The organism is Bradyrhizobium sp. CB3481 (genome assembly GCF_029714305.1).
GTDB lineage: Bacteria > Pseudomonadota > Alphaproteobacteria > Rhizobiales > Xanthobacteraceae > Bradyrhizobium.
This window is the reverse complement of the sequence record NZ_CP121647.1, coordinates 7107379-7132845: the sequence shown is the minus strand read 5'-3', so window position 1 is coordinate 7132845 and position 25467 is coordinate 7107379. Positions and strand designations below refer to the sequence as shown.

Genomic DNA, 25467 nt, shown 5'->3' with positions numbered 1-25467 from the left:
CGCCTTTTAACGGTCTCACCCTATATCCATGGTCGGTTGGCACCGCCCCATGATTCGGCAAAAACCCCACTGATGCGCTTCACGCCTCAATTCCTCGAAGAACTGCGCGCCCGGCTTCCTGTCTCGGAAGTCGTGGGCCGGCGCGTCAAGCTGAAGAAGGCGGGAAGGGAGTTCAAGGGGCTGTCGCCGTTCCAGCAGGAGAAGACGCCCTCCTTCACGGTCAACGACCAGAAGCAGTTTTACCACGACTTCTCGACCGGCAAGCACGGCAACATTTTCGACTTCGTCATGGAGACGGAAGGTGTCTCGTTTCCGGAAGCCGTCGAGCGGCTGGCCGCGATGGCCGGTCTGCCGCTGCCGGCGGCGACCCCTGATGCCGCGCGCCACGAGCAGCGGCGCAGAACGCTCTATGACGTGATGGAGCTCGCGGCCAAATTCTTTGCCGATACGCTCGCCTCGCGCAACGGTGCGAAAGCGCGCGGCTATCTCGGCGACCGCGCGATAACGCCGGCGACGCAGCTGCAGTTTCGCCTCGGCTATGCGGCGCCGGATCGCTTCGCGCTGAAGGAGCATCTTGGCGGGCAGGGAATCTCCACCGACGACATGGTCGAAGCGGGCCTGCTGGTCGGCGGCGACGACATTCCCGTGCCCTACGATCGCTTCCGCGACCGCGTGATGTTTCCGATCACCGACGCCCGCGGCCGCGTCATCGCCTTCGGCGGCCGCGCGCTGGAAAAGGATGTCCCAGCAAAGTACCTGAACTCGCCGGAAACGCCGCTGTTTCACAAGGGCGACAATCTCTACAACCTCGCCACCGCCCGCCAGGCCGCGCATGACGGCTCGCCGCTGATCGTGGTGGAAGGCTATGTCGACGTCATCGCCATGGTCACCGCGGGCTTTGCCGGTGCAGTTGCGCCGCTCGGAACGGCCTTGACCGAAAATCAGCTCGCGCTGCTCTGGCGGATGGCGGACGAGCCGATCCTCTGCTTCGACGGCGACCGCGCGGGGCAGAAGGCGGCGTACCGCGCCGCCGATCTCGCGTTGCCTCATCTCGCGCCCGGCAAGAGCCTGCGCTTTGCGCTGCTGCCGGAAGGGCAGGACCCGGATGACCTCGCGCGCGCCGGCGGCCGCATGGCGATCGAGGAAGTGATCTCGGCGGCACGCCCGCTCGCCGACATGATCTGGTCGCGCGAGATCGAGGGCGGCACGTTCGCAACCCCCGAGCGGCGCGCCGCGCTGGAAGCGCGCATCAACGAACTTTCTAACGGCATCCGCGACGAGGTAGTGCGCCGCTATTACCGTCAGGATCTCGCCGAACGCCTGCAGCGCACCTTTGCCCCCGACACGGGGCGCGGCGGCGGTTACGGGCGTGGCGGGTTTCCGGGGCGGCGGGGCGAATCACCCCGCGCTTTTGCCCCGCGCGGCGGCGCTCCAGCCGGCCGATTCGCCTCCCGCGGCGGTCGTCCGGGGGGAACGGCGTCGGGGATCGCCCCCGGTCCCTACCAGGCGGCCAGTCCCCAGCTTGCGACCAGCCCGATCATGCGCGGACAGCGCAGCGCCATGTCCCGCCGCGAGGCCTTGATCCTGCAATCCCTGATTAACCATCCCTGGCTGCTGCACGATCACCTGGAGGAGGTAGCCGCGCTGGAACTGGCGCATGGCGAGGCCAACAAGCTCCGCGCCGGTATCATCGCCGCCTTTGCCAACGACCATCACCATTCCCCAGATGTCGAGGAGCAGGCCGAGAAGATGCGCGCCGACCTCGAGGCACGCGGATTAGGCGAGATTCTTCAAAGGGTTGAGCGAGCGATCACGACTTCGGCGGTGTGGGGCACACGCCCCGGCGCGGCGCGCGAAGACGTTTTGGCCACCTGGCAGCAACTCGTTGTCTTGCATCAGAAAACGCACGCCCTACTTAGGGAGAAGCGAGATGCCGAATTGGCGTTGGGCGAGGAGCCCAGTGAGGCCAATCTGGCATGGTTGAAGGACGTCAGCGCCCGGCTGGAGTCGCTCGACGGCACCGAGGCCCTGATCGAGGGTTTTGGCGAGCTTTCGGGCCGGTTCCGGAAGAGCGTTTAGGATACAAAAAACATTTGCGGATGGCGGCGGCCATGCCCGCAAAAAGACTCGCCAAATCCATGGTTTGGCGGCAAAAACAGGGTTAAGCGAAGCTTAATAGTCCGAGGGTACTTAACCAGCGAGGCGCCTTTCGGGCTATGGCATAACACCGGCGATGGCGGGTTAAAGGGGTGGCGACGGTCTGCGCCGCCCTTTGCGCGTCGCCAGCATGCAAATACGCGAGGGGCACGGACGTGATCCAGAAAACACGGTGACCGGTTTTCGAAAGGGATCGCGTGCAAGGCAAGGATCTAGCGGGTTGGCTTTTCAAACAAAAGACATCCTGCTGTCGACTTCAGTAATTCAGGAGTGGATGACGCATCGCGTCATTCCGCACGAGCGCGTTTCGGGAGCTTGATGAATGGCCACCAAGGCAAAGACGCTGCAGGTTAAGGACAAGGAAAAAGACGACAAGGCAGCGGACGCCCCGGAGAAGGACTCGGCCGACGCGCCGTCGCCGTTGCTCGACCTCTCCGACGCTGCCGTCAAGAAGATGATCAAGCAGGCCAAGAAGCGCGGCTTCGTGACCTTCGATCAGCTCAACGAAGTGCTGCCTTCCGACACCACCTCGCCCGAGCAGATCGAGGACATCATGTCGATGCTCTCGGACATGGGCATCAACGTCTCCGAGGCCGAGGAAGCCGACGAGGAGGCCGAGAAGGAAGACGACGACGACACCGACAACGAGCTTGTCGAGGTCACGCAGAAGGCCGTCACCGAGGTCAAGAAGTCCGAGCCCGGTGAGCGCACCGACGATCCCGTCCGCATGTATCTGCGCGAGATGGGCACGGTCGAGCTGTTGTCGCGCGAAGGCGAAATCGCGATTGCCAAGCGCATCGAGGCCGGCCGCGAGGCGATGATCGCGGGTCTCTGCGAAAGCCCGCTGACGTTCCAGGCCATCATCATCTGGCGCGATGAATTGAACGAAGGAAAGATCTTCCTTCGCGACATCATCGACCTCGAAGCCACCTATGCCGGCCCCGACGCCAAGAACAACATGAACCCGGCGCTGATCACAGCGCCCGCCGAAGGCCAGGCCGCCGCCAATGGCGAGGCCGCCGCGCCGGCCCATGTCGCGCCGCCGGCAGCGCCGCCGTCGGCAACCCCGTTCCGTGCCACGCCCGACGGCGATGGCGAGGAGAAGGATCCGGCCGAAGCCGCCGCCGAAGGCGACATGGAAGAGGACGAGTTCGAGAACCAGATGTCGCTCGCCGCCATCGAGGCCGAGCTCAAGCCGAAGGTTGTCGAGACCTTCGACAAGATCGCTTCCGAATACAAGAAGCTGCGCCGCCTGCAGGAGCAGGACATCGCCAACCAGCTGCAGAGCGAGTCGCTGTCGCCCTCGCAGGAGCGCAAGTACAAGAAGCTGAAGGACGAGATCATCGTCGAGGTGAAGTCGCTGCGCCTGAACCAGGCCCGTATCGACTCGCTTGTCGAGCAGCTCTACGACATCAACAAGAAGCTGGTTTCGTTCGAAGGCCGCCTGCTTCGTTTGGGTGACAGCCACGGCGTCGCGCGCGAGGACTTTTTGCGCAACTACCAGGGCTCGGAGCTCGATCCGCGCTGGCTCAACCGTGTCTCGAAGCTCTCGGCAAAAGGCTGGAAGAACTTCGTCCACCACGAGAAGGACCGCATCAAGGAGCTGCGCGGCGAGATCCAGCAGCTCGCGGCGCTGACCGGGCTTGAGATCGGCGAATTCCGCAAGATCGTGCATGGCGTGCAGAAGGGCGAGCGCGAGGCGCGCCAGGCCAAGAAGGAAATGGTCGAGGCCAACCTGCGCCTCGTGATCTCGATCGCCAAGAAGTACACCAACCGCGGCCTGCAGTTCCTCGACCTGATCCAGGAAGGCAACATCGGGTTGATGAAGGCGGTCGACAAGTTCGAGTATCGCCGCGGCTACAAGTTCTCGACCTACGCCACCTGGTGGATCCGGCAGGCGATTACGCGAAGCATTGCGGACCAGGCCCGCACCATCCGCATCCCCGTGCACATGATCGAGACGATCAACAAGATCGTGCGCACGAGCCGCCAGATGCTCAACGAGATCGGCCGCGAGCCGACCCCGGAAGAGCTCGCCGAAAAGCTCGGCATGCCCCTGGAGAAGGTCCGCAAGGTCCTCAAGATCGCCAAGGAGCCGCTGTCGCTGGAGACCCCGGTCGGCGACGAAGAGGATTCACACCTCGGCGATTTCATCGAGGACAAGAACGCGATCCTGCCCATCGATGCGGCGATCCAGTCCAATCTGCGCGAGACCACCACGCGCGTTTTGGCCTCGCTCACCCCGCGCGAAGAGCGCGTGCTGCGCATGCGCTTCGGCATCGGCATGAACACCGATCACACGCTGGAAGAAGTCGGCCAGCAGTTCTCGGTCACCCGCGAACGCATCCGCCAGATCGAGGCCAAGGCGCTGCGCAAGCTGAAGCATCCGTCGCGGAGCCGGAAGCTGCGGAGCTTCCTCGACAATTAATTCGTCTGATGATGTATACATTCGAAATGAAGACGGCGGGCGAAAGCCCGCCGTTTTTTTGTTTTGCCATGGATTTTTGGAGACGTTGCGGGCGTAAGGCGGAGCTCGTTCCACAGCCAACAGGTGTCATCACCCGCGCAGGCGGGTGACCCAGTACGCCGCGGCCTATCGATTCAGTCGCTGACGTCTCTGGAATACTGGGTCACCCGCCTGCGCGGGTGACGACATTGGAGTTTGCGGCTACTGCTTCGCCACCGCACGGGACGAGCCCGGGTATGACGAGAATGGAGCCTACTTCTTCTTCGCCCCGACCCGGCTGATGCTCTTGATCTCGAGCTGCGGGCGGCCGGATTTCTCGGCGATCTCGCGATCCTGCTCGCGGATGAAGGCGCGCGCCGGCTCGTCGCCGTCGAGCCCGCCGAGCAGCTCCGACGGCACGCGGCGGTTGGAGCGCTGTGAGCCGTCTTCATAAACGACGTTGAAAAAGGCGAACTCGCCTTTGGGATTGGTTCCGGGTTTTTTGGCCATGGCCGGCTTGTCCTCGATAGGGCTGCCGCTGTCAAAGCAAAAAAATGCGCGTCCTTCGCCCGTCTGCCCCGCGCGATCGGGCGGTTCGGTGGCTTGCGCAGCGGCAGCCGTGAGGTGACAGCTCGACATGGCGTCTCGACGCGGCGGCGGCCGACGATTACGCTTGCGGCCATGCCCGCACCTTCTCTCACGGTCTGGTACAACACGCGCTGCCCGGTCTGCGACGCCGGCATCGACTGGCAGCGCAGCAAGCTGCTGGCGGCGGTGCGCGCGGGCGCCATCGCATTTGAGGATATCAACGAACAGCCCGATGCGCTCGCCGGCTATGGCGCCACGCTCGACGACGTGCGCCGCCGCCTGCATGCGACCGATGAAGGCGGGCGCCTGATCGTCGGCGCGGATGTCGCCATCGCGATCTGGCGGCTCACGCCCGGCGAAGGCTGGCTCGCCGTCCTGTTCGGCAATCGCCTCGTGCTGCCGTTGACGCGGTTTTTCTACGACCGCTTTGCCGACCTGCTGTTTGCCTGGAACAAGCGCAAGGGGCGGTGGTGATGCCGGCCGAGCGGGCGAAAAGCGAGCTCAGGCCCGTGCTGATCGCCTGTTGCCTCGCCATGCTGGCGGTCGGCGACAATTCTACCGCGATCATGGCCGCGCTTCCCGACATGAAGGCCAGCCTGCAGCTTGGTGCGGCTGATGTCGAATGGGTGGTCAACGCTTATCTCCTCACGGCGGCGATCTTCATCATCGTCGGCGGCGGCACGGCGGACCTCTTTGGCGCGCGGCGCTCCTCGGTTATCGGCATCGCCCTGTTCGCGCTGGCCTCGCTACTCATCGCGCTGACGCCCGCCGGCTTCGTCGTGGTCGGCGCCCGCGCACTGCAGGGGCTGGGCGCCGCATTCGCCGTAGCAGGCACGCTGGCGGCTGTGTCCGAAGCCGCGCCTGACGATCGGCGGGCCGAGGCGATCGGCGGCTGGACCGGCTTTCTGATGCTCGGCTTCAGCATCGGCCCGCTGGTCGGCGGCGCGGTCACGCATTACGCCGGCTGGCGCTTCATCTTCTGGCTGAACGTTGTTGCCATGGTGCCATCAGCCTTGATGCTGCTGCGGCATCAAGGCGGCGGCGGCCGGCGCGGGGCGCCGATGGATTGGGCCGGGCTCGGCCTTCTCGCCGTCTTCATGGTGACGCTGATAACGGGATTGCAGGCTCTCGCGCATGTCAGCGGCAATTGGCTTGCCGCCGCCATTCCGCTCGTGGCAGCCGCGATGGCGCTTGCCGCTTTGCTGCGGCTGGAAACGCGCCGCCCGCAGCCGCTGGTCGATTTCGCCCTGTTCGCGAACCGCAATTTCGCGATCGCCGCCGGCCTGTTGTTCCTCGTGATGTTCGACATCATGACACTGCTGCTCTACTACAACCTCTTCGTGCAATCCCTTGATGGCCTTGGCATGTCGCCCATCGGCGCCGGCCTTTCCCTTGTGCCGCTCTCGCTGGCGTTGTTCGCCTTAGCGCGCGCGGCGCCGATGATCGCAGCGAAGATCGGCATGCGCCGCATGCTAATGGCGGCATCGCTCCTGCTCGCGGCTGGCTGCGCCATCATCTGGTGGTCGCTGCAGATGGGCGCGACGTTTGAAGTCCTCATGCCGGGCCTGTGCGTCGCCGGCATCGCCATCGCGCTTGTCTACGCCTCGGCGCCGCGGCTCGGCCTTGCGACGCTGCCGCTGGCGCAGGCGGGGAAGGGATCCGGCATGCTCAATTCATGCAGCTTCCTCGGCGGAACGGTCGGCGTCACCTTTGGCGGCCTGGTGTTCGCGAGCCACGGCTTATCCGGCGTGCTCGTGCTGCTGGGAGGTTCAGCGCTGGCAAGCGCGGTGCTCTGCCTTCGGCTGCACGCTGATTGAGAACCGTTTCAGCAAAATCTGCAAATCTCCGTCGCGTTTCGACCGTGATCGGCGGCCATCCTGCCGCGCGTGCAATACCTTCCAAAATCGCTCCCAGATCATCCGCAGTCCGACCCGAGCGCCGCCGCCATCTGGCGGCCGCTCCGCCGCTTTATTGTCGCCGAGTATCGCCTCGGCCGCGTCATGGCGCGGCGGCGTTGGACGTCGCCGCTTTACGAATTCCTCCGCTTCGGCGCCAAGCAGGCCTTCGCCTGCCTGTTCGGCGGCATTGCCGTGTTCCTGATGATCGCGACCTGGCGCTTCTATCCGGCGGATGCGGCACTGCCGCGCTACGACTTCCTGTTTCTCTGCATGATTGCCGTGCAGCTCGCGCTGCTCGCAAGCAGGCTGGAAACGTTTGATGAAGCCAAGGTGATCCTGATCTATCACCTCGTCGGCACCGCGATGGAGCTGTTCAAGACGCAAGTCGGCTCCTGGATCTATCCGGAGCCGAATTTCTTTCGCGTCGGCGGCGTGCCGCTGTTCTCCGGCTTCATGTATTCCTGCATCGGCAGCTATATCTGCCGCGCCTGGCGCCTGTTCGATTTCGAGTTCACCGCCCACCCGCGCCGCCTTGCGCTCGCCGTGCTCAGCCTCGCGATCTACGTCAACTTCTTCAGCCATCACTTCATCATCGACCTGCGCTGGCTCTTGTTCGCATGGAGCATCCTGCTGTTCTGCCGCAGCCGCGTCCATTTCAAGGTCTGGCGCGAATACCGCACGATGCCGCTGCTGCTCGGGTTGTTCCTGGTGTCGCTGTTCATCTGGTTCTCGGAAAACATCGGCACCTTCACCAAGACCTGGCTCTATCCGTCGCAGCGGCAGGGCTGGGAGCTGGTGTCCTTTGGCAAGCTCGGCTCGTGGTTTCTGCTGCTGATCATCAGCTACACGCTGGTAAGTCTAATCAACAAGCCGAGGGAAAGGCGAGGGGAGGAGCGTGCGGCCCGCATCGCCGGCAAATTTAGTCGCACGCCGGGTTTCCAGCATTCGGGATCGTGAGGAACGTCATGGTGGCCGGCGCCAGCTCGATCGTACCGGCCGGCGATGTCACGCCGGCAAGCGCCGGCAGCTCGTCGTTCGGCCCGAGCCGCAAAGCCGTGCTATTCAGCTTCACGTCCGCGCTCTGCACGTCATCCGCTGACAGCGTGTAGCGTTCGCTCGCCGCGGGCAAGCGCAGCGACCCCACCTCCGTCCGGCTCGTGTTGATCGCCAGCAGCGTAACGCCGCCGCGCGCGCCGCGCCGGCAATGCGCATAGAGATGCATCCCGCTGTGCGCGCCGGCATCGAGAACGATCGTGCCCATCAGGGCGCGCCACAACAGCGCCGCCCAATAGTTCGGCCGCGGGCGGAACGTCGTCTCATCCAGCAGGCCGTAATCGCTCGCCGCCAGCGTGTTGTGCGCCACGACCTGAACGCCGGCGCGGGCCAGCCGGCCGAGTTGATCGAGATAGCGGAACGTATCGAGGAAGGTCGCAGCCCAGGGATTGCCGCCACACGCCCCCTCCGCAGTCTCGGTCAACCACATTGGCTTGCCAGGCGCAAATTCGTCCCGCAGCGACTGGTAGAACGCGCGCGTGCGGTCGGTGCGTGCAAGCCAGTCTTCCGAAAGCGCGGCCTCCGGCGTGGTCTCGCCCGGAATACCCGAGCATCGCCGCGACAGCGCGCCATAGTGATGATAGGAGAACGCATCGATGCCGGGCCCCGATGCGGCTAGGAGGTCGCGCGTGCCGATGAACCCGGCGCTGGATGGCGCCGCCGCCGTCTCGCTGGCCGAGCCGGGGCCGAGAATGATCGCGTCGGGCGCGCTGGCTTTCATGAACGCAACAAAGGCCTTGAAATCCCGCCCGTAAGCCGCCGCGTCATAGCCCTTTGGCGCGCCGCCCATGGCGGCCAGGTTCGGCTCGTTCATGAATTCGGCGGCAGCAATCCCGCCGCCGACGGTTTTGGTGTAGGCAAGCAGCCGCCGTGCCTGATCGCTCTGCCACAGGCCCGTTGCGTCGCGGGTGCCGGGGCCGGTCGCCATCGAGGTCACGATATCAGCCTTCACCGCGCGGGCAAAATCGACGACGGCCTTCCAGCGCGCGCGGCTCAGTACCGCGCGGAAGCCGTCCGGCGGCGTCGTGGGCGGCGCATCGCTGTCGGCAAAATAGGTGGTGTTGGCCCAGGTGCCGCTGACGCGCAGATAGCTAGGGGCGAGGGCGGCGGCCAAGGTGCGCAGCCGGGTGTTCGAAAGGTCGATAGGCGGGCGATATTCGTAGAGATCGGGATTCGAGCCGGCTGGAGCGTTGCCGGTGTTCACGGCGTCGCGCGCTGCCGGCGAAGCGTTCGCGCGGTACGGCTTCCAGAACCGCCCGCCGGTCACCTCGACCATTTCGACGTTGTACGACTGAAAGCGCTCGTCGATGGTGCCGCGATGGGGCAATCGTGAAGGATCCAAAGAAAGCGCCGGCAGTTGCGCGGCTGCCTTTTCGCTTCCGGCCAGCGCAGCAATGACAATTCCAATCCCGGCTCTAAAGCCGTCGAACTTGGCCATGGCCTTTGTCCTTGGAGAGCCAAGTGGTCTAAGCGCGCGTTGAAACTACGACGCCGGTGTTCGACGCCGTAGTTCAGGCGCGGTCCGGCGGTTCAAATTAGTCGCAATCATGGCTGATTTCGAGATGTCAATGGATATGGCAACCCTCGAAGCGCGGCAAAGGACATGCTAGAAACCAGGGCTTATTCGTAGCGCTCTGTCAGGAATGGTTTGTCTATGCTCCGCATCGCTTTTGCTTTCAGTGCCTCGCTGGCAATGCTCGCATCTTTCAGCACGCACGCCCACGCCGCCCAATGCGGCAGCTCCGCCGCCGGCTACGCCGTCTGGAAGCAGGAGTTCGCCGGCGAGGCCCGCGCCAAAGGTATCAGCGCGGGCACCATCCAGGCGCTGATGGCGACGAATTATGCGCAGGCGACGATCAACGCCGATCGCGGGCAGCGCAGCTTCAATCTTTCGCTCGAAGCGTTTCTCGCCAAGCGCGGCGCGACCACCATCGTCGCGAAGGGGCGGCAGCTCAAGAACTCGCAGGGCGCGCTGTTCGCTTCGATCCGGGAGCGCACCGGCGTGCCGCCGGGGCCGCTCATCGCGATCTGGGGCATGGAAACCGGATTCGGCACCCAGCGCGGCAACCAGAACATGCTGGCCTCGATCGCGACGCTCGCCTATGACTGCCGGCGCTCGGAATATTTCACCGAGCACCTTTACGCGGCGCTGCAATTGATCGATCGCGGCGCGCTGTCGCCGTCGCAGCGCGGCTCGATGCATGGTGAGGTCGGCCAGACCCAGTTCATGCCGAAAGCCATTTTGGCGTATGGCACCGGCAATCTCGAAAATGCGGCGAACGCGCTGATGTCGACCGCGAACTTTTTGAAGGCCCATGGCTGGAAGGCCGGTGCCGGCTATCAGCCGGGCGAGCCGAACTTTGCCGCCATCCAGGCCTGGAATGCGGCCGGCGTCTATCAGAAGGCCATCGCGCTGATGGGCCGCCAGATCGACGGCGGCGAGTAGGGGTATCCCGTCGTCCCCGCGGAGGCGGGGACCCATAGCCACGGCGGCAATTGTTCAAGCCAAGCCGTCGACACGTCCGCTCTTACAAGACAGGCCGCGGCGTATGGGTCCCGGCGTGCGCCGGGACGACGAAGTTAGAGCCAAAGCCAGGAAGCATTTAACGAGCTCCACCACTCACGCCGCCGGCTTCACATCCGCGTTGCCGCGCCACTCCTTCTGGCTCGCCAGGATGCTCTGCCATAGCGCCGCAACGCTGCGCTGCGTCTCCGGTGGGATCAGGCAGTGGCCCTGATTGTCGAAGCCGCAGAACTTTGCGGAGGCTTCGCCGCGCACGTGTGAAAAGGCCGCGTTGATCGCCTCGAGGCATTCGATCACCTGTTCGATATCCTCAAGGCGCGTGTGATAGAGGATGTCGATCAGGCGGAACGCCATCACCGGCGGCTGCCCGAACGAAATGCCGGGGCGGGCGAATTCGAAGAACACGTTGAACGCTGGCATCAGTCCCTTGATCTCTGCCAGCACCGCAGCCGCCTCGTCCGTCGTGCAGGCGACCAGATGGGCGGCCTGGGAATGCTCCGCGGGCGTCTCGGCCGCAAGGCCGAGCGAGGCGATCACCTGCTGCTCGATCCACTGCCGAACCGGCGTCGGGGCATTGCGGATCTGGTCCGTGGTCAGGGTAATTCCGATCATTGAGGCTCTCCGTTTTCGCTGATCCTAGGAAAGCCGGGGCGCGGGAATATTGACGCGGATCAAGCACGCGAGCGAAAGGCAGGGTCTCGCCGATCAGCGAAGCGGCTTTGCCGGGATCATCGCGGGGGCCGGGCGCGCCGGCGGGCCGCGGCGCGTCTCGTCGTCGGCGGTCCGGCCCATGGCCATGATGGCGGTGCCCATTGCGGTCGAGCCCAGCGTGACGACGAAGCCGAACAGCAGCAGTCCCAGCGCAGTGCCAGGCGAGGCGTCGGCGAAGATCAGCTGCCGCAAGCCGCCGGGATTGAGGAGGAGCAGCCCGCCGACCAGGCCGGCCGCCAGCGCCACGCCGATGAACAGGTTGATCGCGAGCAGGCGCAGCAGCGGCGCGCGCCACAAGCGAGGCTGCAGCGATGCGCTGTTCATCTTCGATAGGCCATCCTGCATCGCGTCATGCCTCGCGAATATTCTGCTCAGTGATGGACCGTAGAACGACCGCGCCATGCATTCGATAGCGCGTTTACCTCGCGTGCTCCAATCCGGCAATGTCGCGGCGGTCAAGCCGGTCCTTTGGCGCACCAGGTTTCGTCAAGCCTCGAATACCCGAAACGGCCGTGTTACAACATCAGCCGATTTGTCCGTGCCCCTTCCCAAAAAACCGGCTCCCCATGCATTCGTTTCGTTTCGTCTTTGCCTTCTGCGCGTCGGCGCTTGCCTTCGTCGCTTTTGCCACCCCCTTGCACGCCGCCCGCTGCGGCGGCGATTTCAATGCCTTCATTGCAACGATGTCGCAGGAGGCGGCCGCGGCCGGCATCTCGCAAGCGGTGATTGCCCAAGCCTTTGCCGGCATCACGCAGGACCCGGCGGTGCTTGCCTTCGATCGCCGACAGCGCGGCACCTTCAACAAATCGTTCGAGCAATATGTCTCGACCCGCGTCGGCCCCGGCCGCATCAACATCGGGCGGCAGATGCTGCTGAGGCACGGCTCGCTGCTCGCGCGCATCGAGCAGAAGTTCGGCGTGCCGCCGGAGATCGTGGTCGCGATCTGGGGACTGGAGTCCGATTTCGGCAAGGGCGATGTCGGCAAGCTGCCTGTCATCCGCACGCTCGCCACCATGGCGCATGATTGCCGCCGCACCGAGCTATTCCAGGGCGAGCTGCTCGCCGCGCTGAAGATCGTGCATCGCGGCGACCTGCCGCTCCGCGATCTGATCGGTGCCTTCGCCGGCGAGATCGGCCAGACGCAGTTTCTGCCGTCGTCCTACATCAAATACGGCGTCGACTTCGACGGCAACGGCCATGTCGACCTGCGCCACAGCGTCCCCGACGTGCTCGCCTCCACCGCGAATTTGCTGCACATGTCGGGCTTCAAGCCCGGCGCGCCCTATGGCGAGGGCAGCGCCAATTTCGAAGCGATGCGCGAGTGGAACAGGGCGACGATCTATCGCAAGACCATCGGCTATTTCGCGGACCGGCTGGCGGGGCGATAGCCGCGCGGGCAGTTTCGTAGGGTGGGCAAAGGGGCGCAAGCGACGTGCCCACCATCCATCGCCGCCGCGCCGTTAGATGGTGGGCACGCTTCGCTTTGCCCACCCTACGGCACTGGTGTCATCGTCCGCGAAGGCGGGCGATCCAGGACCCCAGAGACGCCAACGATTAAGCCGAGAAGCCGCGGCGTACTGGATCCCCGCCTTCGCGGACGATGACACTGGGGTGTGTAGCTCGGCCCCCTCACTTCTTCCCACCCATCCTCTCGATCCGCTTCGCCAGCACGCTCCAATAGGTCGCCGGGCGAAACCGCTGCAATAGGTCCATGAACTTGGCGTCGTTGCCGATCAGGATGCGCGGCTGATTTTTCTCGATGCCGGCGATGATGCGCTGGGCGGCGATCGGCGGCGTCGTCTTGGCGATCGCATCGAAGCGGTCGATCGATTCGGCGCGGCGCGCATTGTCTGAGATGCCGCTGCCGGTGCGGGCGTTGCGCACGATGTTGGTGAGCACGCCGCCGGGGTGAACCACCGACAGCTTCACCGGGCTACCAGCCATCGCCAGCTCATGCCGCAGGCTTTCCGAAAAGCCGCGCACCGCGAATTTGGCCGCGCAATAGGCGGTCTGGCCGGGCGGGGCGACGATGCCGAAGATCGAGGAGACGTTGACGATATGCGCCTCTCCCCGCGTCGACAGATGCGGCAGGAAAGCGCGCGTGCCGTGCACCACGCCCCAGAAATTGATGTTGATCAGCCACTCCATCTGCGCCGGGTCGACCTCATGGAAGGCGCCGAGCAGCGCGACGCCGGCGTTGTTGATGACGATGTTGAGCCCGGGATGCGCGGCGACGGCCGCGCTGGCAAAATCCTGGATCTCCGCGCGCAGGCCGACATCGACCCGGTGGGTGGTTACCTTGCGCTGATGCGCCTTGCCGATCTCGGCGGCCACTTGCTGCAGCCCGGCCTCGTCGCGGTCGGCCAGCGCCAGATCGCAGCCGCGCGCAGCCAGTTCCAGCGCGAGCGCACGGCCGATGCCGCTGGCAGCGCCGGTCACGGCGGCCGCGCTTCCGGATATCGCAGTCATGGCGGATGAGCTCCTTGAACGGTCGAGAGGGCAGGTTCCCGCAAACTTTCGCAAATTGGAACCGAACCGAAAAGCGGTTTCATTGCTTAGTGTCGATTACCGGACAAAAAGCCGACATCGCCCGAGCGACGCGAATGGAGGAGGCTCACATGGGACAATCAAAACCGCATCGCGCAACGGCCCTCATCGTCGAAGACGATCCGATGCAACGCGACATGATCTGTCTTCTACTGGAGGAAAGCGAGGTCGATGTCATCGAATGCGAGAGTGCGGAGGCCGCCGAGCTGGTGCTGGAGCGCGCCGCCGACAATCTCGTCCTGCTGATGACCGACGTGCAGCTCGCCGGCAATATGGACGGCGTCGAGCTGGCGCATATCGCGAGGCGATACAATCCCGAGATGGGCGTGATCGTCACCTCGGGCAAGCCGCTGCACCAGGAATTGCCAGATGGCGTCAAATTCTGGGCCAAGCCCTGGGCGCCGCTCGACGTGATCCGCGAGGCGGAGCGGATGGTTTATGAGCACCGCCACGATCACGGACGCGAGGCGCGCTCTTAAGCGCGGCCGGCTTTCGCGCCCGCTGGCGGCGTGATAAAGGCGAGGGATGACGCTGTCATTCCTCCTGACCTCGCTGATCGTGGTCGCGTCCCCCGGCACCGGCGTGCTCTATACGCTGGCGGTGGCACTGACGCAGGGTGCGCGGCCATCGGTCGCCGCGGCTTTCGGCTGCACGCTCGGCATCGTGCCGCACATGCTGGCGGCGATGCTCGGGCTTGCCGCCGTGCTGCACACCAGCGCGCTGGCCTTTACCGCGCTGAAATGGTGCGGCGTGATCTATCTGCTCTATATGGCCTGGCAGGCGCTGCGCGAGACCGGCGCGCTGTCGGTCGACACCCGCCCCGCCGCGGCCACCCGCTCCAGCCGGCGCGTGATCGTGACCGCCATCCTGATCAACATCCTCAATCCAAAGCTCTCGATCTTCTTCCTCGCCTTCCTGCCGCAATTCGTGGCGACCACCGAGCCGCATCCCTTGGCGCGCATGCTGGAATTGAGCGCGGCCTTCATGGCGATGACCTTTGCGGTGTTCGCGGTCTACGGCCTGTTCGCGGCCGGCCTGCGCGACCGCGTTATCACCCGGCCGAAGGCGATGGCCTGGCTGCGGCGCAGCTTTGCCGCCGGTTTTGCCGCGCTCGGGGCGAAGCTCGCGCTCTCGGAACGGTAGAAGCGCTGGCGTCATTGCGAGCGAAGCGAAGCAATCCATCGTACGGCATAACGGATAGATGGATTGCTTCGTCGCTCACGCTCCTCGCAATGACGGCTGACGACCAAATAAAAAGGCGGACCCTCGGCCCGCCATTCTCCAAAAAACCATCCCGGAGGTAGGAGCCCGGGCGGAGCTGAGCACTCCACCCGGGCGAAAATTCACTTCTTCTTGGCCTTCTTGGCCTTCTTGGCCTTCGCCTTTTTCGCCTTCTTCGCTTTCTTAGCCATAGTATCCTCTCAAGGTTTTCATGGATTGAAACGCGACACCGAGGCATGCTTGGCGGAGGGCCAGCCTCGCAACATCCTCGGGCATGATCCCAGCAGATTCGCAGCCCGCTGCCGCGTGCTGTCGTGGCGTTGTCATCACGTTATCCACAGTTGTTATGCATTTTGACGCGATTTTGTGCCGAAACGCGCCTCGCCGCCGCCGTTCGCATCGCGCGCGTCATGCTTAACGATCCGCCAACGCGCGCGGTGTTCATCAATTCAAAACCAAGGTTAGCATTGGCCATCAGCGGTGAGGGTCCGTTAAGCGGCGCGGATGCACCTTGCCCCCGCAAGACGGCGGGGTTCGTCGTGGGAGAAATTCGGGTCGTGCGCGTGCACGCGCATGGTCCCGCGGTCGTCAGAACGAGAGGGGAGACGGGACATTGCTGTCCTGAGTTCGCGATGCTGAGCGTTCCGACGCTGTGGACGGTGTTCGTCATCAATTTCCTGGCGCTGGGCCTGATCTGGGCCTACGTCATGCGCTGCTATCCCTCGTTCGAGGCCGCGCGGTTCTGGACGGCTTCGGCATTCGTCGGGGCGGCCGGCGCCGCGGTCGCGATGCTGCGGGTGGTGATGCCGGATATGATGGCGCCGCTGTTGTTCGCCGGCACCACACTGATCCTGACGATCTGCCTGGCCGCGATGGGGGTCCAGCGGTTTTTCAATCAGCCCGTTTACTGGCGCCACGCCGTGCTGGTCACGGTGCTTGGCTCGATCGGGCTGTGCTCTTTCACCTATGTCCATGACAGCGTGCCCGGAAGGATGACCGTCCTGACGATCGCCCAGACGCTGCCGATGGCGTTCAGCCTGAAACTGCTGATGGCGCGGCATGACGGCCACATCAATCCGGGCGCCCGGCTGGCCGGCATGGTCACGCTTCTTATCATGGCCATTTTTGCCGTCCGCCTGTTCGGCGCGGTGACCGGCATCGGCGGCGGCTTCTCCTACATGCATTTCAATGCGAGCCAGTCGGTCGTGGTCCTCGTGCTGGTGTTCCTGTCGATGGCGCTGAATTTCGGCTTCCTCTTGATGGCGATGGACCGCCTGCGCAACGAGGTCGCGGACCTGGCGCTGCTCGACGATCTCACCGGCGTCGGCAACCGCCGCTATTTGCTGCAGCGGCTCACCGAAGAATGCGCGCGCTCGGAGCGCGGCGGGCAACCTTTCGCGCTGCTGGTGATCGATCTCGACGGTTTCAAGGGCATCAACGACACCTACGGCCACGCCGCGGGCGACGCCTGCCTGCAGCATTTCACGCTGATGGCGCAGACGCGCCTGCGGCCCGGCGACATGCTGGCGCGCACCGGCGGCGACGAGTTCTGCATCGTGCTGCCGTCCTCGACGCTGCGCGAGGGCGCCATGATCGCGCGCCGCGTGCTGGAGGTCTGCCGGGCCGATGCCGAGCAGTGCACCGGCAACGAGATTCCGATCGCGGTCTCGATCGGCGTCGCGCAATGGACGGCTGAGACGGGCCTCTATCCCGACCGCCTGATCGCCGCCGCCGACCACGCGCTCTATGATGCCAAGAAGGCCGGCCGCAACGGTTTTGCCACCTACGATCCGGCGCCGCCGCTGGCGCCGGAAGCGGTCGATGTGGAGCGGCCGCACATGGCGCTGCGCCAGCGCGCCTGAAGCGTGGTACTGAGGTTCGTCACTGGACCTCGATCATGAATCGTTTCGTCGCGACCGCACTGTTCGTCCTCGCGTCCGCCTCTGCGCAAGCGTCCGACCTTGCCGCGGTCGCGCGCGTCTCGGGCACGCCAGATATTCCCGGCCTGAAGATGGTCTGGCTCGCGCCCTGGGGCGATCTCGCCAAATCCCATCCTTGGCGTAACATCATCGTGCACCAGACCGAAGGGCCGGCGGGCTCGGCGCGCGGCGGCGCGCTAGCGCAGTCGAAGAACCCGACGCGGCGCGGCGTCATGGTGTGGGTCGAAACCGACGGCACGGTGTACTGGGCGGTGGCGGAGCATCTGGTCCCGACCCATGGCGACGGCGCCAACCGCAACGACAACAAATATATCGACAACCGCGCGACCTATCGCCAGGTGATCGGCAACAATTCGGTCGGCGTCGAGTTCGCCGGCAACTATCCCGACGTGACGCGCGCACCCACCGAGGCGCAGATCGCGGCATGGAAGATCCTGGTGAAGGTGCTGCGCGCCCGCTATGGCATTCCGGCGGGTCGCGTCTACGCGCACAACTGGATCGACTACAAGGACGCGCGCTATTGCGAGGGCTGCGTGCTGGCGACGATGGCGCGGGAGTGGGGGGAGTAGAGGAGTAGATCACCCACTGCTGTCATCGTCCGCGAAGGCGGACGATCCAGTATTCCAGAGGCCGCGGTTATTGCAGGTGATCTCACGACGGCCGCGGCGTACTGGGTCCCCCGCTTTCGCGGAGGACGACAGCGTGGCTGGTGAGACAGCTTCGGCCCAAAAACAAAAAGCCGGCGTTGCCGCCGGCTTCTCATTACTTGATACCTCTGCCCCGCTTAATGCGCGGCTTCGAGTTCGGCTTCCTGCCGGGCAATCGTGCCCTTGACGGCCGACTGCACCTTTTCGAAAGCGCGGACCTCGATCTGGCGCACGCGTTCGCGGGAGACGCCGAATTCGGCGGCGAGGTCTTCCAGCGTCATCGGCTCTTCCGCCAGGCGCCGCGCCTCGAAGATGCGGCGTTCGCGCGGGTTGAGCACGCCCATGGCGCCGTTCAGCGCCTGCCGGCGGTGATCGTACTCCTCGCTCTCGGCCATGATGGCTTCCTGGTTGGGCGAGTTGTCGACCAGCCAGTCCTGCCATTCGCCGGCTTCGCCGTCGTCGCGGATCGGTGCGTTGAGCGACGCGTCGCCGCCGAGGCGGCGGTTCATGTCGATCACGTCCTGATCCGTCACGCCGAGCCGCTTGGCGATCAGCTTGACCTGATCGGGGTGGAGATCACCCTCGTCCAGCGCCGAGATCTTGCTCTTCGCCTTGCGCAGGTTGAAGAACAGCTTCTTCTGGTTCGCGGTGGTTCCCATTTTCACGAGCGACCAGGAACGCAGGATGTACTCTTGAATCGAGGCCTTGATCCACCACATGGCGTAAGTGGCGAGACGAAAACCCTTCTCGGGCTCGAACCGCTTGACCGCCTGCATCAGGCCGACATTGCCTTCCGAGACGACCTCGGAGATCGGCAAGCCGTAGCCGCGATAGCCCATGGCGATCTTGGCCACGAGCCGGAGATGGCTGGTGACAAGGTGATGTGCCGCGTCGCGATCGTCATGCTCGCGCCAGCGTTTGGCGAGCATGTATTCCTGCTGGGGTTCCAGCATCGGGAATTTGCGGATCTCGGCGAGGTATCTTGAAAGACCGGATTCTCCATTGAGAACCGGCAACGTAGCTGTACGGGCCATTGAGCGCCCTCCAGTGGTTCAGGCCCCCGATAGCGGCGGGCCCGGCAGGTGATCGCTGTGTTAAAGCCGACCAGGCTGCGATGTTCCGCGCTGGATATTCAGCGCAGGTGCAACATAGCAAAAAACGAACAAATAGGGAAGGAATGCTGACGTCACGTCCCCGTGTGGCAGCCATAACCTATTGTCATAACTAAGCTTTTCCAAAGGGCCTGCGTCATAGCGCCGCTTCCAGCGCGCTTTGGAGGGAAAGCAGATCCTCCGGCAGACCGGTCTCCCAGTGCAAAAATTCCCCGGTTCGAGGATGTTCCAGGGCGAGCAGGTAGGCGTGCAGGGCCTGCCGTCCCAGCGATTCGAGCGCGGCCTGAGCCTGTGGGCCGAGGTGCCCGGCCTTGGTCTTGAAATGCGGGCCATAGACCGCATCGCCCATCAGGGGGTGGCCGATATGGGCGAGGTGGACGCGGATCTGATGGGTCCGCCCGGTCTCGAGCTGACAGGCGAGCAGCGCGGCGACGCCCTTGCCGTCGCGGCCCTGATAGCTTGCCTGCAGCTCCCAATGGGTGACCGCCTCGCGTCCGCCCGGGCGCACCGCCATTTTCTCGCGGGCGAACGGATGCCGGTCGATCGGCGCGTCGACCGTGCCGCGCTGGCGGTTCGGCACGCCCCAGATGAAGGCCATGTAGCCGCGCTGCATCGGCCCGGTGCGGCCGTGATCGGCGAATTGCGCGGTCAGCGATTGGTGGGCGTGGTCGTTCTTGGCGACCACCATCAGCCCGGTCGTGTCCTTGTCGAGCCGGTGCACGATGCCCGGGCGGCGGACGCCGCCGATGCCGGAAAGGCTGGCCCCGCAATGGGCGATCAGCGCGTTCACCAGCGTGCCGGTCTCGTGCCCCGCGGCCGGGTGGACGACCAGGCCCTTCGGCTTGTCGATGACGATGATGTCGTCGTCCTCATAGACAATATTAAGGGCGATATCTTCGCCTTTCGGCTCCGGCGGGACGGCTTCGGGGACGTCGATTGTGATCGTATCCCCTCGCGCGACATGATAAGCGGGGTCGCGGATGGGGGTGCCCCCGGCGGTGACGGAACCGGCCAGGATCAGCGCCTTCAGCCGCGAGCGCGACAGTTCCGGGCGAAGCACCGCGAGCACGCGGTCGAGCCGGGGCGATCCTTCGTCGCCGCCGACCGTGACCTCCAGCCTTTGCCCGCCGTTCGATAATCCCTGTTCCAAGTCCGAGCCTTCTCAAGAGCCTTGCATGACTGATACCGCTTTGCCCGAACCGACCCCCGAGCAGGCCGCGCTGATCGCGCGTGTCAGGCGGATGATGCTGATCGCGGGCCTGGCCTCGGCCCTCGCGGTCGCCGTGGTCCTGATCGCCGTCGGGTACCGCCTTTATCGGGGCGAGGGAAGCCCCGCGGCGGCCACGACCGATATCACGGTAACCCTGCCCAAGGGCGCCAAGATCGTCGGGACCGCCGTCGCCGGTGAGCGGCTGGTGCTGACGCTGGATATCGGCGGCGCGACCGAGATCCGCACGTTCGACGCCAAGACGCTGAAACCGGCCGGAAAGCTGAGATTCGTCAACGAGCCGTGATTAACCTTGTCTGCCGTCATTCCGGGCCTGCCGTCATTCCGGGGCAGCCCGCAGGGCTGAACCCGGAATCCATCTTGAGGCTGTGACGGTGGCACGTTGGATTCCGCTTCGGAGCCCGACAAATAGAACCTTCCGCCTTGCCCCCCACACATTTCGCGGCTATTCCCTCTGGCCAACGCTCCCTTCGTCTAGCGGTTAGGACGCGGCCCTCTCAAGGCTGAAACAGGGGTTCGATTCCCCTAGGGAGCGCCAGCGCATCATCAGCCCATTGTTTCTGCTTACTTTTCCCGCGAGTTTGTCCCACTCGCGAAGTCGGTGGGACGGTGGATGTTTTCGTTATAGTCCGTTCGCATGGAAAGTGCGGTACGACTTAGCGTTGTTTTTTGTGCGGCCATGCTCGGCATTATGTCAGGGGCCAAATACATGAGCAGCACCGCCTTTTCAGGGGCTGGAGGCACGCTTGCTGTTTTTCTACCGACCAAAGACGGCCTCGTAGTGGCCGCTGACAAGCGGCAAACTCCACGAGGTATTTTCTGCGACGGTATCAATAAAATTCTTGTGCCTACCGGACTGCGACGCACAGTCGTTGTAGTTACGGGCTTTATCTCTATGCAGGACACGTCGAACATCCCAGATGCCGAACTTTGTAAGCATCTCGCTGAAACGCCGGCCCCACTCGATTTCGGAAGAACGACATTAAGCTTTTTGGAAGCACATCGTGTGGCGCTAAAGCAGTTTGATGGCCAAGCTTTTACAAATAGAATTCATGCGGATATCGCGCCGTACATCCAAGCAGGAAATCTGAATCCGTTTTTCGGAAGTAGACTAGCGCAGATTATCATCGCTGATTTCGAACCCGATATGAAGAGCAGCATGATTTTGGCTTTGGGCGTTGACCTTAATCGCGATGGGGCGTTCACCCTCCAACCAATTCCAATTTCGCCGCGCACCACAATACACGGTACAATTTTCAAGCCTAACGATGATCGCCAAGCAATCCCGTTTGGCGAAGGCGCGTACTACGGTCAGAACGTTATCGCCGGTGTCGGCGTGAGATTTCTCAATCAGACTTATCGTATCTTCCTGCAGAAAGAGAAAATCTCAGTCATAGATTCGGAGTTGGGGACAAGCGTAGCCGCCAACCTGATCGATGCTGCGTCCAGGGCAACCGAAATCGTCCCCGCGCCATCTGGGATAGGTGGAGGAATTAGCGTAGCCCTCATCGCTGATGATGTTCAATTCCTCAAGTGATGGAAACCAACTTATTTACGCGCTCTCAATTCTCAAAACGACCGCCGCGTGCGCGGCTCTCCGCAGCCTCGCTCTTACGCTCCCTTGCGATCCACTCCTCAAAACCAAGCTTGGCATTGCCGAGCGCTTCGGTGAGATGCGGCGTTTGATCGATCGGAAGCTGCTCCAAGAGCTTGAGGCGTTCCTCTAACTTCGTTGCAAGCGAACCGCTCCAACTCCATGGGCGCACGCGGTGCACGATCTCCGTTAGTACCGCCGAAGGATTCGGTGCTCTTTTTAGAAGATCCGATGCCAGAGGAAGCCATTCATTCGGCTTGTCGTTCGCCGGTCGCTTGAACAAACTGGCTGATGCCGCCATGAGGGGGTAGCGCATCGCCGGATCGGCATCGCACCAGGCGAGAAGTATACTATCCGGCACGGCTCCCAGCGGGTTCTTGTGAAACCGCTGAAAGTCGACAAAGGTTCGGACCGCTTCTTCGTTGTCCTTTTTATCACCCGCGAAAACCTCATCCAGGACGACTCTCGGATGGACGCGAAGCAGGCTCTCGACCAAATCATCCTGGTCATGTGCAGAAACTTCGTGGCTCTTTATGGCGGCCATCATCTTGCGGACGAGCCGCCGCACAATTGGAATGCCGGCGTCGCCCGCAAGCGAAACCCGTGCGATCCGGCCGAGTTCGTGATCCTCCCGATCGGCACGGCCATTCTTCTCGTGAAATTCGAAAGCATCGAGAAGAACGCGCCCTGTCTCGCCAATTTCGGACGCTGGCTCCTGCTTGTTCGCTAAATTAGAGACGAGTCGCATCGACAGGATTTCTAGCGCAACGGTGAGGCCTTCCGGCTTGCTGGCAATGGCAAGGAGAAGGTCGCGTAGATCGGGTGCCGGGACGGCATCGCCCGCGCGGCCCCAAGCGAGCGCATGAAACTGCGTGATGTCCGCCATGCCGAGTTCAAGCGCCCTATGCAGGCGCTTGACGCCTTGCTCATCCACCGTGACCCGGGCCTGAAGCTGCGGGAAGTACGCGCCAACCGACGGATGCTCGACGGCCTCATCCAGCATCTTGTTCGCAAGCACGGGGTCCCGCTTCTGCACAGCAGTAAGGAAGCCGCCCATCACGCCCGTGTCGGGTCTTTCCACGGCCGAAAATTCGGTCACCAAGGCTTGCCATACCTCATAGGGCCTCTCGGTACTGCTGCCTATGCCTTCGCCGAACAGAGGAACACGAGAGCCGCCCTTTACGACACTTGGTAAGAGAGTCGTGAACGCCTCATTGTCGCTCGCAATGGCCTTGCCCAAAGCCTCAACTGTCCGGTTCATGCGCGTCATCGCGCCCTCATAGTCCTCGTTCAGGATCTCGTCGAGGTCATCAAGGTCCACGCTTTTACCAGATCCCAGGACAACACCTTTTACCTTGTCGACGAGATCCTTGGGACGCAGAAGCTCCTCTAGCGCGGTAAGCCGTTCGCGTATCTCGGCTGACATGCGCTCGCCGTCGTAAATCCGCGCTTGACGTACAGCCACCCAACCCTCGCGCCAAAATCCCTTCTTGCCGATGTCCCTCATCAGGGCCTCCAGGGCGTCGGCCTGCCCGGCGTTGGACCAAAGGCCGCGGAACTTCCGCGCGAGAGAAGAGCGAACGCCGGCACCGGCAGGATCGTCGGAAAGCGCCAGCGGTTGAATGAGTTGCAGTACAGCGCCGAACCAATCCTTCACGTTCTTGCCGTTGGGCGGGTAGTAACCGTAGTCACGCGAGCGCGCGCCGAATTCAAACCCGTACGAGGACGAAAAATGATCCGTTTTGAGGACCGCATTGAGCGACTTCAATCCAAGCTCACGCCTCTTGCCGTCGTCCGATCGGAGCATGTCTTCGAGCACATTGAGCCGCATCGCTATCGGCGCATGGGTGCCGGAGAGGACGATCTGAAACAGTGACGGCACGATGTCAGAAGCGCCGTTGTCGTCATCGGCGTCGGCCTGGGCGAACTTGATCAAAAGAGAAATCGCCCGCTCAAATTGCTTCGGCTCATAGGCAAGTGAACGGAGGAGCCGCACGACATGCGTACTTTTTGCCAGCGTCGGCGTATCGGCTTCTTTTAGGGCTTTTGCGATAGCCGCGAGAGTTTCCTCCGGCATGACGGGCGCGACGTTCGCCAGCATCGCCTGTTCGTCTTCGCCAAGATTGGGAATATCCTCGAGCATGCCGCCGGGCGAAAGCCATGATTCCACAATCGCGCGGGCTTCCTTGCTTCCATTAAGATACCCAAGGCGACGGCAGAATGAGCGCCTAAGGCGCGCAGGCGCGTCTGTCACCAACGATTTTACGACTGTTGCCGTCGGAATGTTTTGCAAGGCAAGGACAGCGAGACGGTTGGCGATTGCGTGCGGCAACACAGCCCGCCATTCCGCGCGCTCCTGTAGCAAATCGCGGCGCTTGAGTTCGGCAATCGCGCGGTAAACGTCGGGAACAGGCTTGCCGATCAGATCCGCCAGGATCGGTAACTCGGCGCCTTCGCCTTCTATCTTGACCCCTTCGAACGAATAGACCAGCGAGCAGGCCTGCGCGATCAAGAGCAGATCGGCATCATGCTCGTGCCGCTGCTGGAAAAGCCGTTTGAACAAGTCGGCGTCGCTGAGGCCGGCAATGGACTCGTTCTTGCCGACCGTGGCAGCGAGTGTAAGCGCGACCCGAGCGTTTCCGCCTGAAAATTCCGCGATGGTCCGTGCGTCTATCTGGGAGATCTCAGGATAGCGCCGCCTCACCAGTTTCTCGATGAGATCAAGCGAGGACGAATCCAGCGCGAAGACCTTGGTCCCTTCAGGCTGGTCATCGCGGATATCGTACTCAACCGTTATGATGCTGATTGTTGAATTCGCGGCACGCGCGACCTTGGCCAACTCGCCATGAAGCCCGAACGGGCAGTTATCGATGACGAGGATCGCGCGCCTGGTTGCGGCGATGAGATCGGAAGCGAGTCCGATCGGGGGCGGGTCCGGCTCTTCAGCGACATTCGTGTAGAAGGCGAGCGCAGGATCGAGGCTGTTGGTCCCGACCGTGGGATCAAAGAGCGCTTCGCAAAGCCGCGTTTTTCCAACTCCCGAGAGGCCGACTAGGCGAACCACCTGTCCCGGCTGCCGCAGGATATCACGAAGACGATTGATCCCGTCAACCGCACCAAGGCCTTCACCTTCCTTTTCATCCTCTGTCTTGATGCGAGCTTCGGTATCGAAGAGATAGGAATCCTCGATGCCTCCCGGTGCCCGCGACCAGGAGCCGAAGGATTGCCAGCCGGGAATTGACTTGCCGATCAGGGACCGGACCCACGGAATAAGGCCGGGGTGATCGCGGAGCCAGGTTGCAATACGGTTGCGGTCATAGAAATCAAGCGCGAGCTTCGAGGCATCGGCGACGCCCTCGATTGCCTCGGCCATCGCTTCCTTACGATTCTTGAGGGCCGAATGCGCCGTAGACCCGGTCGCACTGACAATAATGTATGCGCCCGATGCCTTTGCGAGGTCAACGATGACCGGGCGCACGGTGCCGCCCGGCTTCATCTCGCCGAAGATTTCCCCACGGGGCATATCCGGCTTCTTGACCTGGAAGCCGGTCTCGGGCCGAGGGATAAAGCCGCTGACGCTGGTACCGGGCGGGAGCGCCACATGCACATCGAGCCCACCATCCTTTGCCGTCTGGCTGCCGCCCCACGTCACGTGGGACACAGGATGACCTTGTCGCCGCAGTTCGGCTTCGCAAAGCCGTCCGATCAGCGCGCGCAGATCCGTGTCATTCAGCAGGGCAATGTCGTCCCCGATGATCTCAAACATGATTCGAAGCTAGGAAAGCCGCTAGGGATCGTCAA

21 protein-coding genes and 1 tRNA gene are annotated in these 25467 nt (G+C 63.4%); 14 read left to right on the top strand and 8 right to left on the bottom strand.

Going from position 1 to position 25467, the window contains the following annotated elements:
- Positions 1-72 precede the first annotated feature (72 nt).
- On the top strand, positions 73-2079 hold the full coding sequence (gene dnaG, locus QA643_RS34470) for a DNA primase (protein ID WP_283030099.1): 2007 nt from the start codon (positions 73-75) through the stop codon (positions 2077-2079).
- Between the two features lie 400 nt (positions 2080-2479).
- A complete protein-coding gene (gene rpoD / locus QA643_RS34465) occupies positions 2480-4585 on the top strand; it encodes an RNA polymerase sigma factor RpoD (RefSeq protein ID WP_283030098.1) in 2106 nt (701 codons plus the stop codon).
- 291 nt (positions 4586-4876) lie between these two features.
- Here the strand turns inward: rpoD and QA643_RS34460 are convergent, their stop codons facing one another.
- Positions 4877-5113, bottom strand: coding sequence for a hypothetical protein (locus tag QA643_RS34460; RefSeq protein WP_283030097.1), 237 nt, complete (start codon positions 5111-5113; stop codon positions 4877-4879).
- Between the two features lie 171 nt (positions 5114-5284).
- Between QA643_RS34460 and QA643_RS34455 the strand changes: the two genes are divergently transcribed.
- The 3 genes from QA643_RS34455 to QA643_RS34445 all read left to right on the top strand — a co-directional run bounded on the left by QA643_RS34455 (position 5285) and on the right by QA643_RS34445 (position 8046).
- A complete protein-coding gene (locus QA643_RS34455; protein WP_283030096.1) occupies positions 5285-5665 on the top strand; it encodes a DCC1-like thiol-disulfide oxidoreductase family protein in 381 nt (126 codons plus the stop codon).
- Complete coding sequence (locus QA643_RS34450) at positions 5665-7008, top strand: MFS transporter (protein WP_283030095.1); 1344 nt, start codon at positions 5665-5667, stop codon at positions 7006-7008. The genes QA643_RS34455 and QA643_RS34450 overlap by 1 nt, the downstream gene beginning before the upstream one ends.
- A gap of 69 nt (positions 7009-7077) precedes the next feature.
- Complete coding sequence (locus QA643_RS34445) at positions 7078-8046, top strand: DUF817 domain-containing protein (RefSeq protein WP_283030094.1); 969 nt, start codon at positions 7078-7080, stop codon at positions 8044-8046.
- Here QA643_RS34445 and QA643_RS34440 read toward each other — a convergent pair.
- A complete protein-coding gene (locus tag QA643_RS34440) occupies positions 8009-9580 on the bottom strand; it encodes a hypothetical protein (protein ID WP_283030093.1) in 1572 nt (523 codons plus the stop codon). The genes QA643_RS34445 and QA643_RS34440 overlap by 38 nt on opposite strands.
- A 216-nt stretch (positions 9581-9796) precedes the next feature.
- Here QA643_RS34440 and QA643_RS34435 point away from each other — a divergent pair, with 216 nt between their 5' ends.
- Entirely contained in the window at positions 9797-10588 is a 792-nt protein-coding gene (locus QA643_RS34435; protein WP_283030092.1) for a lytic murein transglycosylase, read from the top strand.
- 174 nt (positions 10589-10762) lie between these two features.
- Here the strand turns inward: QA643_RS34435 and QA643_RS34430 are convergent, their stop codons facing one another.
- A complete protein-coding gene (locus tag QA643_RS34430) occupies positions 10763-11278 on the bottom strand; it encodes a hypothetical protein (protein ID WP_283030091.1) in 516 nt (171 codons plus the stop codon).
- Between the two features lie 93 nt (positions 11279-11371).
- Positions 11372-11701 carry a hypothetical protein gene (locus QA643_RS34425; RefSeq protein ID WP_283035029.1) on the bottom strand — a complete coding sequence of 110 codons (330 nt, stop codon included), beginning with the start codon at positions 11699-11701 and terminating at the stop codon, positions 11372-11374.
- Positions 11702-11943: 242 nt separating this feature from the next.
- Between QA643_RS34425 and QA643_RS34420 the strand changes: the two genes are divergently transcribed.
- Positions 11944-12765, top strand: a complete 822-nt coding sequence (locus QA643_RS34420; protein ID WP_283030090.1) for a lytic murein transglycosylase — start codon at positions 11944-11946, stop codon at positions 12763-12765.
- Positions 12766-13006: 241 nt separating this feature from the next.
- Here QA643_RS34420 and QA643_RS34415 read toward each other — a convergent pair whose 3' ends face one another.
- Complete coding sequence (locus QA643_RS34415; protein ID WP_283030089.1) at positions 13007-13846, bottom strand: SDR family NAD(P)-dependent oxidoreductase; 840 nt, start codon at positions 13844-13846, stop codon at positions 13007-13009.
- A gap of 149 nt (positions 13847-13995) precedes the next feature.
- Between QA643_RS34415 and QA643_RS34410 the strand changes: the two genes are divergently transcribed.
- From QA643_RS34410 to QA643_RS34395, 4 genes are all read left to right on the top strand, one after another.
- Positions 13996-14403, top strand: a complete 408-nt coding sequence (locus QA643_RS34410; protein WP_283030088.1) for a response regulator — start codon at positions 13996-13998, stop codon at positions 14401-14403.
- Between the two features lie 46 nt (positions 14404-14449).
- On the top strand, positions 14450-15067 hold the full coding sequence (locus QA643_RS34405) for a LysE family translocator (RefSeq protein WP_283030087.1): 618 nt from the start codon (positions 14450-14452) through the stop codon (positions 15065-15067).
- Between the two features lie 710 nt (positions 15068-15777).
- On the top strand, positions 15778-17007 hold the full coding sequence (locus QA643_RS34400; protein WP_283030086.1) for a GGDEF domain-containing protein: 1230 nt from the start codon (positions 15778-15780) through the stop codon (positions 17005-17007).
- A gap of 35 nt (positions 17008-17042) precedes the next feature.
- Positions 17043-17654, top strand: coding sequence for a peptidoglycan recognition family protein (locus QA643_RS34395; RefSeq protein ID WP_283030085.1), 612 nt, complete (start codon positions 17043-17045; stop codon positions 17652-17654).
- A gap of 215 nt (positions 17655-17869) precedes the next feature.
- Here QA643_RS34395 and rpoH read toward each other — a convergent pair whose 3' ends face one another.
- Entirely contained in the window at positions 17870-18766 is an 897-nt protein-coding gene (gene rpoH, locus QA643_RS34390; protein WP_283030084.1) for an RNA polymerase sigma factor RpoH, read from the bottom strand.
- A 214-nt stretch (positions 18767-18980) separates the two neighbouring features.
- Entirely contained in the window at positions 18981-19961 is a 981-nt protein-coding gene (locus QA643_RS34385) for an RluA family pseudouridine synthase (RefSeq protein WP_283035028.1), read from the bottom strand.
- A 58-nt stretch (positions 19962-20019) separates the two neighbouring features.
- Here QA643_RS34385 and QA643_RS34380 point away from each other — a divergent pair, with 58 nt between their 5' ends.
- The 3 genes from QA643_RS34380 to QA643_RS34370 all read left to right on the top strand — a co-directional run bounded on the left by QA643_RS34380 (position 20020) and on the right by QA643_RS34370 (position 21609).
- Positions 20020-20358 (top strand): hypothetical protein, encoded by a 339-nt coding sequence (locus QA643_RS34380; protein ID WP_283030083.1) that lies wholly within the window; start codon positions 20020-20022, stop codon positions 20356-20358.
- 177 nt (positions 20359-20535) lie between these two features.
- Positions 20536-20610 (top strand) — tRNA-Glu (locus QA643_RS34375).
- A gap of 171 nt (positions 20611-20781) precedes the next feature.
- Positions 20782-21609 (top strand): hypothetical protein, encoded by an 828-nt coding sequence (locus tag QA643_RS34370; RefSeq protein WP_283030082.1) that lies wholly within the window; start codon positions 20782-20784, stop codon positions 21607-21609.
- A gap of 25 nt (positions 21610-21634) precedes the next feature.
- Here QA643_RS34370 and QA643_RS34365 read toward each other — a convergent pair whose 3' ends face one another.
- Positions 21635-25432, bottom strand: coding sequence for a hypothetical protein (locus tag QA643_RS34365; protein WP_283030081.1), 3798 nt, complete (start codon positions 25430-25432; stop codon positions 21635-21637).
- Positions 25433-25467 lie beyond the last annotated feature (35 nt).

Bases quoted from the DNA above. Each gene is read 5' to 3' on its own strand.
- QA643_RS34420 (WP_283030090.1), top strand. From the start codon at position 11,944: ATGCATTCGTTTCGTTTCGTCTTTGCCTTCTGCGCGTCGGCGCTTGCC.
- QA643_RS34460 (WP_283030097.1), bottom strand. From the start codon at position 5,113: ATGGCCAAAAAACCCGGAACCAATCCCAAAGGCGAGTTCGCCTTTTTC.
- QA643_RS34410 (WP_283030088.1), top strand. From the start codon at position 13,996: ATGGGACAATCAAAACCGCATCGCGCAACGGCCCTCATCGTCGAAGAC.
- QA643_RS34450 (WP_283030095.1), top strand. From the start codon at position 5,665: ATGCCGGCCGAGCGGGCGAAAAGCGAGCTCAGGCCCGTGCTGATCGCC.
- dnaG (WP_283030099.1), top strand. From the start codon at position 73: ATGCGCTTCACGCCTCAATTCCTCGAAGAACTGCGCGCCCGGCTTCCT.
- QA643_RS34425 (WP_283035029.1), bottom strand. From the start codon at position 11,701: ATGAACAGCGCATCGCTGCAGCCTCGCTTGTGGCGCGCGCCGCTGCTG.
- QA643_RS34365 (WP_283030081.1), bottom strand. From the start codon at position 25,432: ATGTTTGAGATCATCGGGGACGACATTGCCCTGCTGAATGACACGGAT.
- QA643_RS34440 (WP_283030093.1), bottom strand. From the start codon at position 9,580: ATGGCCAAGTTCGACGGCTTTAGAGCCGGGATTGGAATTGTCATTGCT.
- QA643_RS34405 (WP_283030087.1), top strand. From the start codon at position 14,450: ATGACGCTGTCATTCCTCCTGACCTCGCTGATCGTGGTCGCGTCCCCC.
- QA643_RS34435 (WP_283030092.1), top strand. From the start codon at position 9,797: ATGCTCCGCATCGCTTTTGCTTTCAGTGCCTCGCTGGCAATGCTCGCA.
- QA643_RS34430 (WP_283030091.1), bottom strand. From the start codon at position 11,278: ATGATCGGAATTACCCTGACCACGGACCAGATCCGCAATGCCCCGACG.
- rpoD (WP_283030098.1), top strand. From the start codon at position 2,480: ATGGCCACCAAGGCAAAGACGCTGCAGGTTAAGGACAAGGAAAAAGAC.
- QA643_RS34380 (WP_283030083.1), top strand. From the start codon at position 20,020: ATGACTGATACCGCTTTGCCCGAACCGACCCCCGAGCAGGCCGCGCTG.
- QA643_RS34455 (WP_283030096.1), top strand. From the start codon at position 5,285: ATGCCCGCACCTTCTCTCACGGTCTGGTACAACACGCGCTGCCCGGTC.
- QA643_RS34395 (WP_283030085.1), top strand. From the start codon at position 17,043: ATGAATCGTTTCGTCGCGACCGCACTGTTCGTCCTCGCGTCCGCCTCT.
- QA643_RS34400 (WP_283030086.1), top strand. From the start codon at position 15,778: ATGCTGAGCGTTCCGACGCTGTGGACGGTGTTCGTCATCAATTTCCTG.
- rpoH (WP_283030084.1), bottom strand. From the start codon at position 18,766: ATGGCCCGTACAGCTACGTTGCCGGTTCTCAATGGAGAATCCGGTCTT.
- QA643_RS34415 (WP_283030089.1), bottom strand. From the start codon at position 13,846: ATGACTGCGATATCCGGAAGCGCGGCCGCCGTGACCGGCGCTGCCAGC.
- QA643_RS34370 (WP_283030082.1), top strand. From the start codon at position 20,782: ATGAGCAGCACCGCCTTTTCAGGGGCTGGAGGCACGCTTGCTGTTTTT.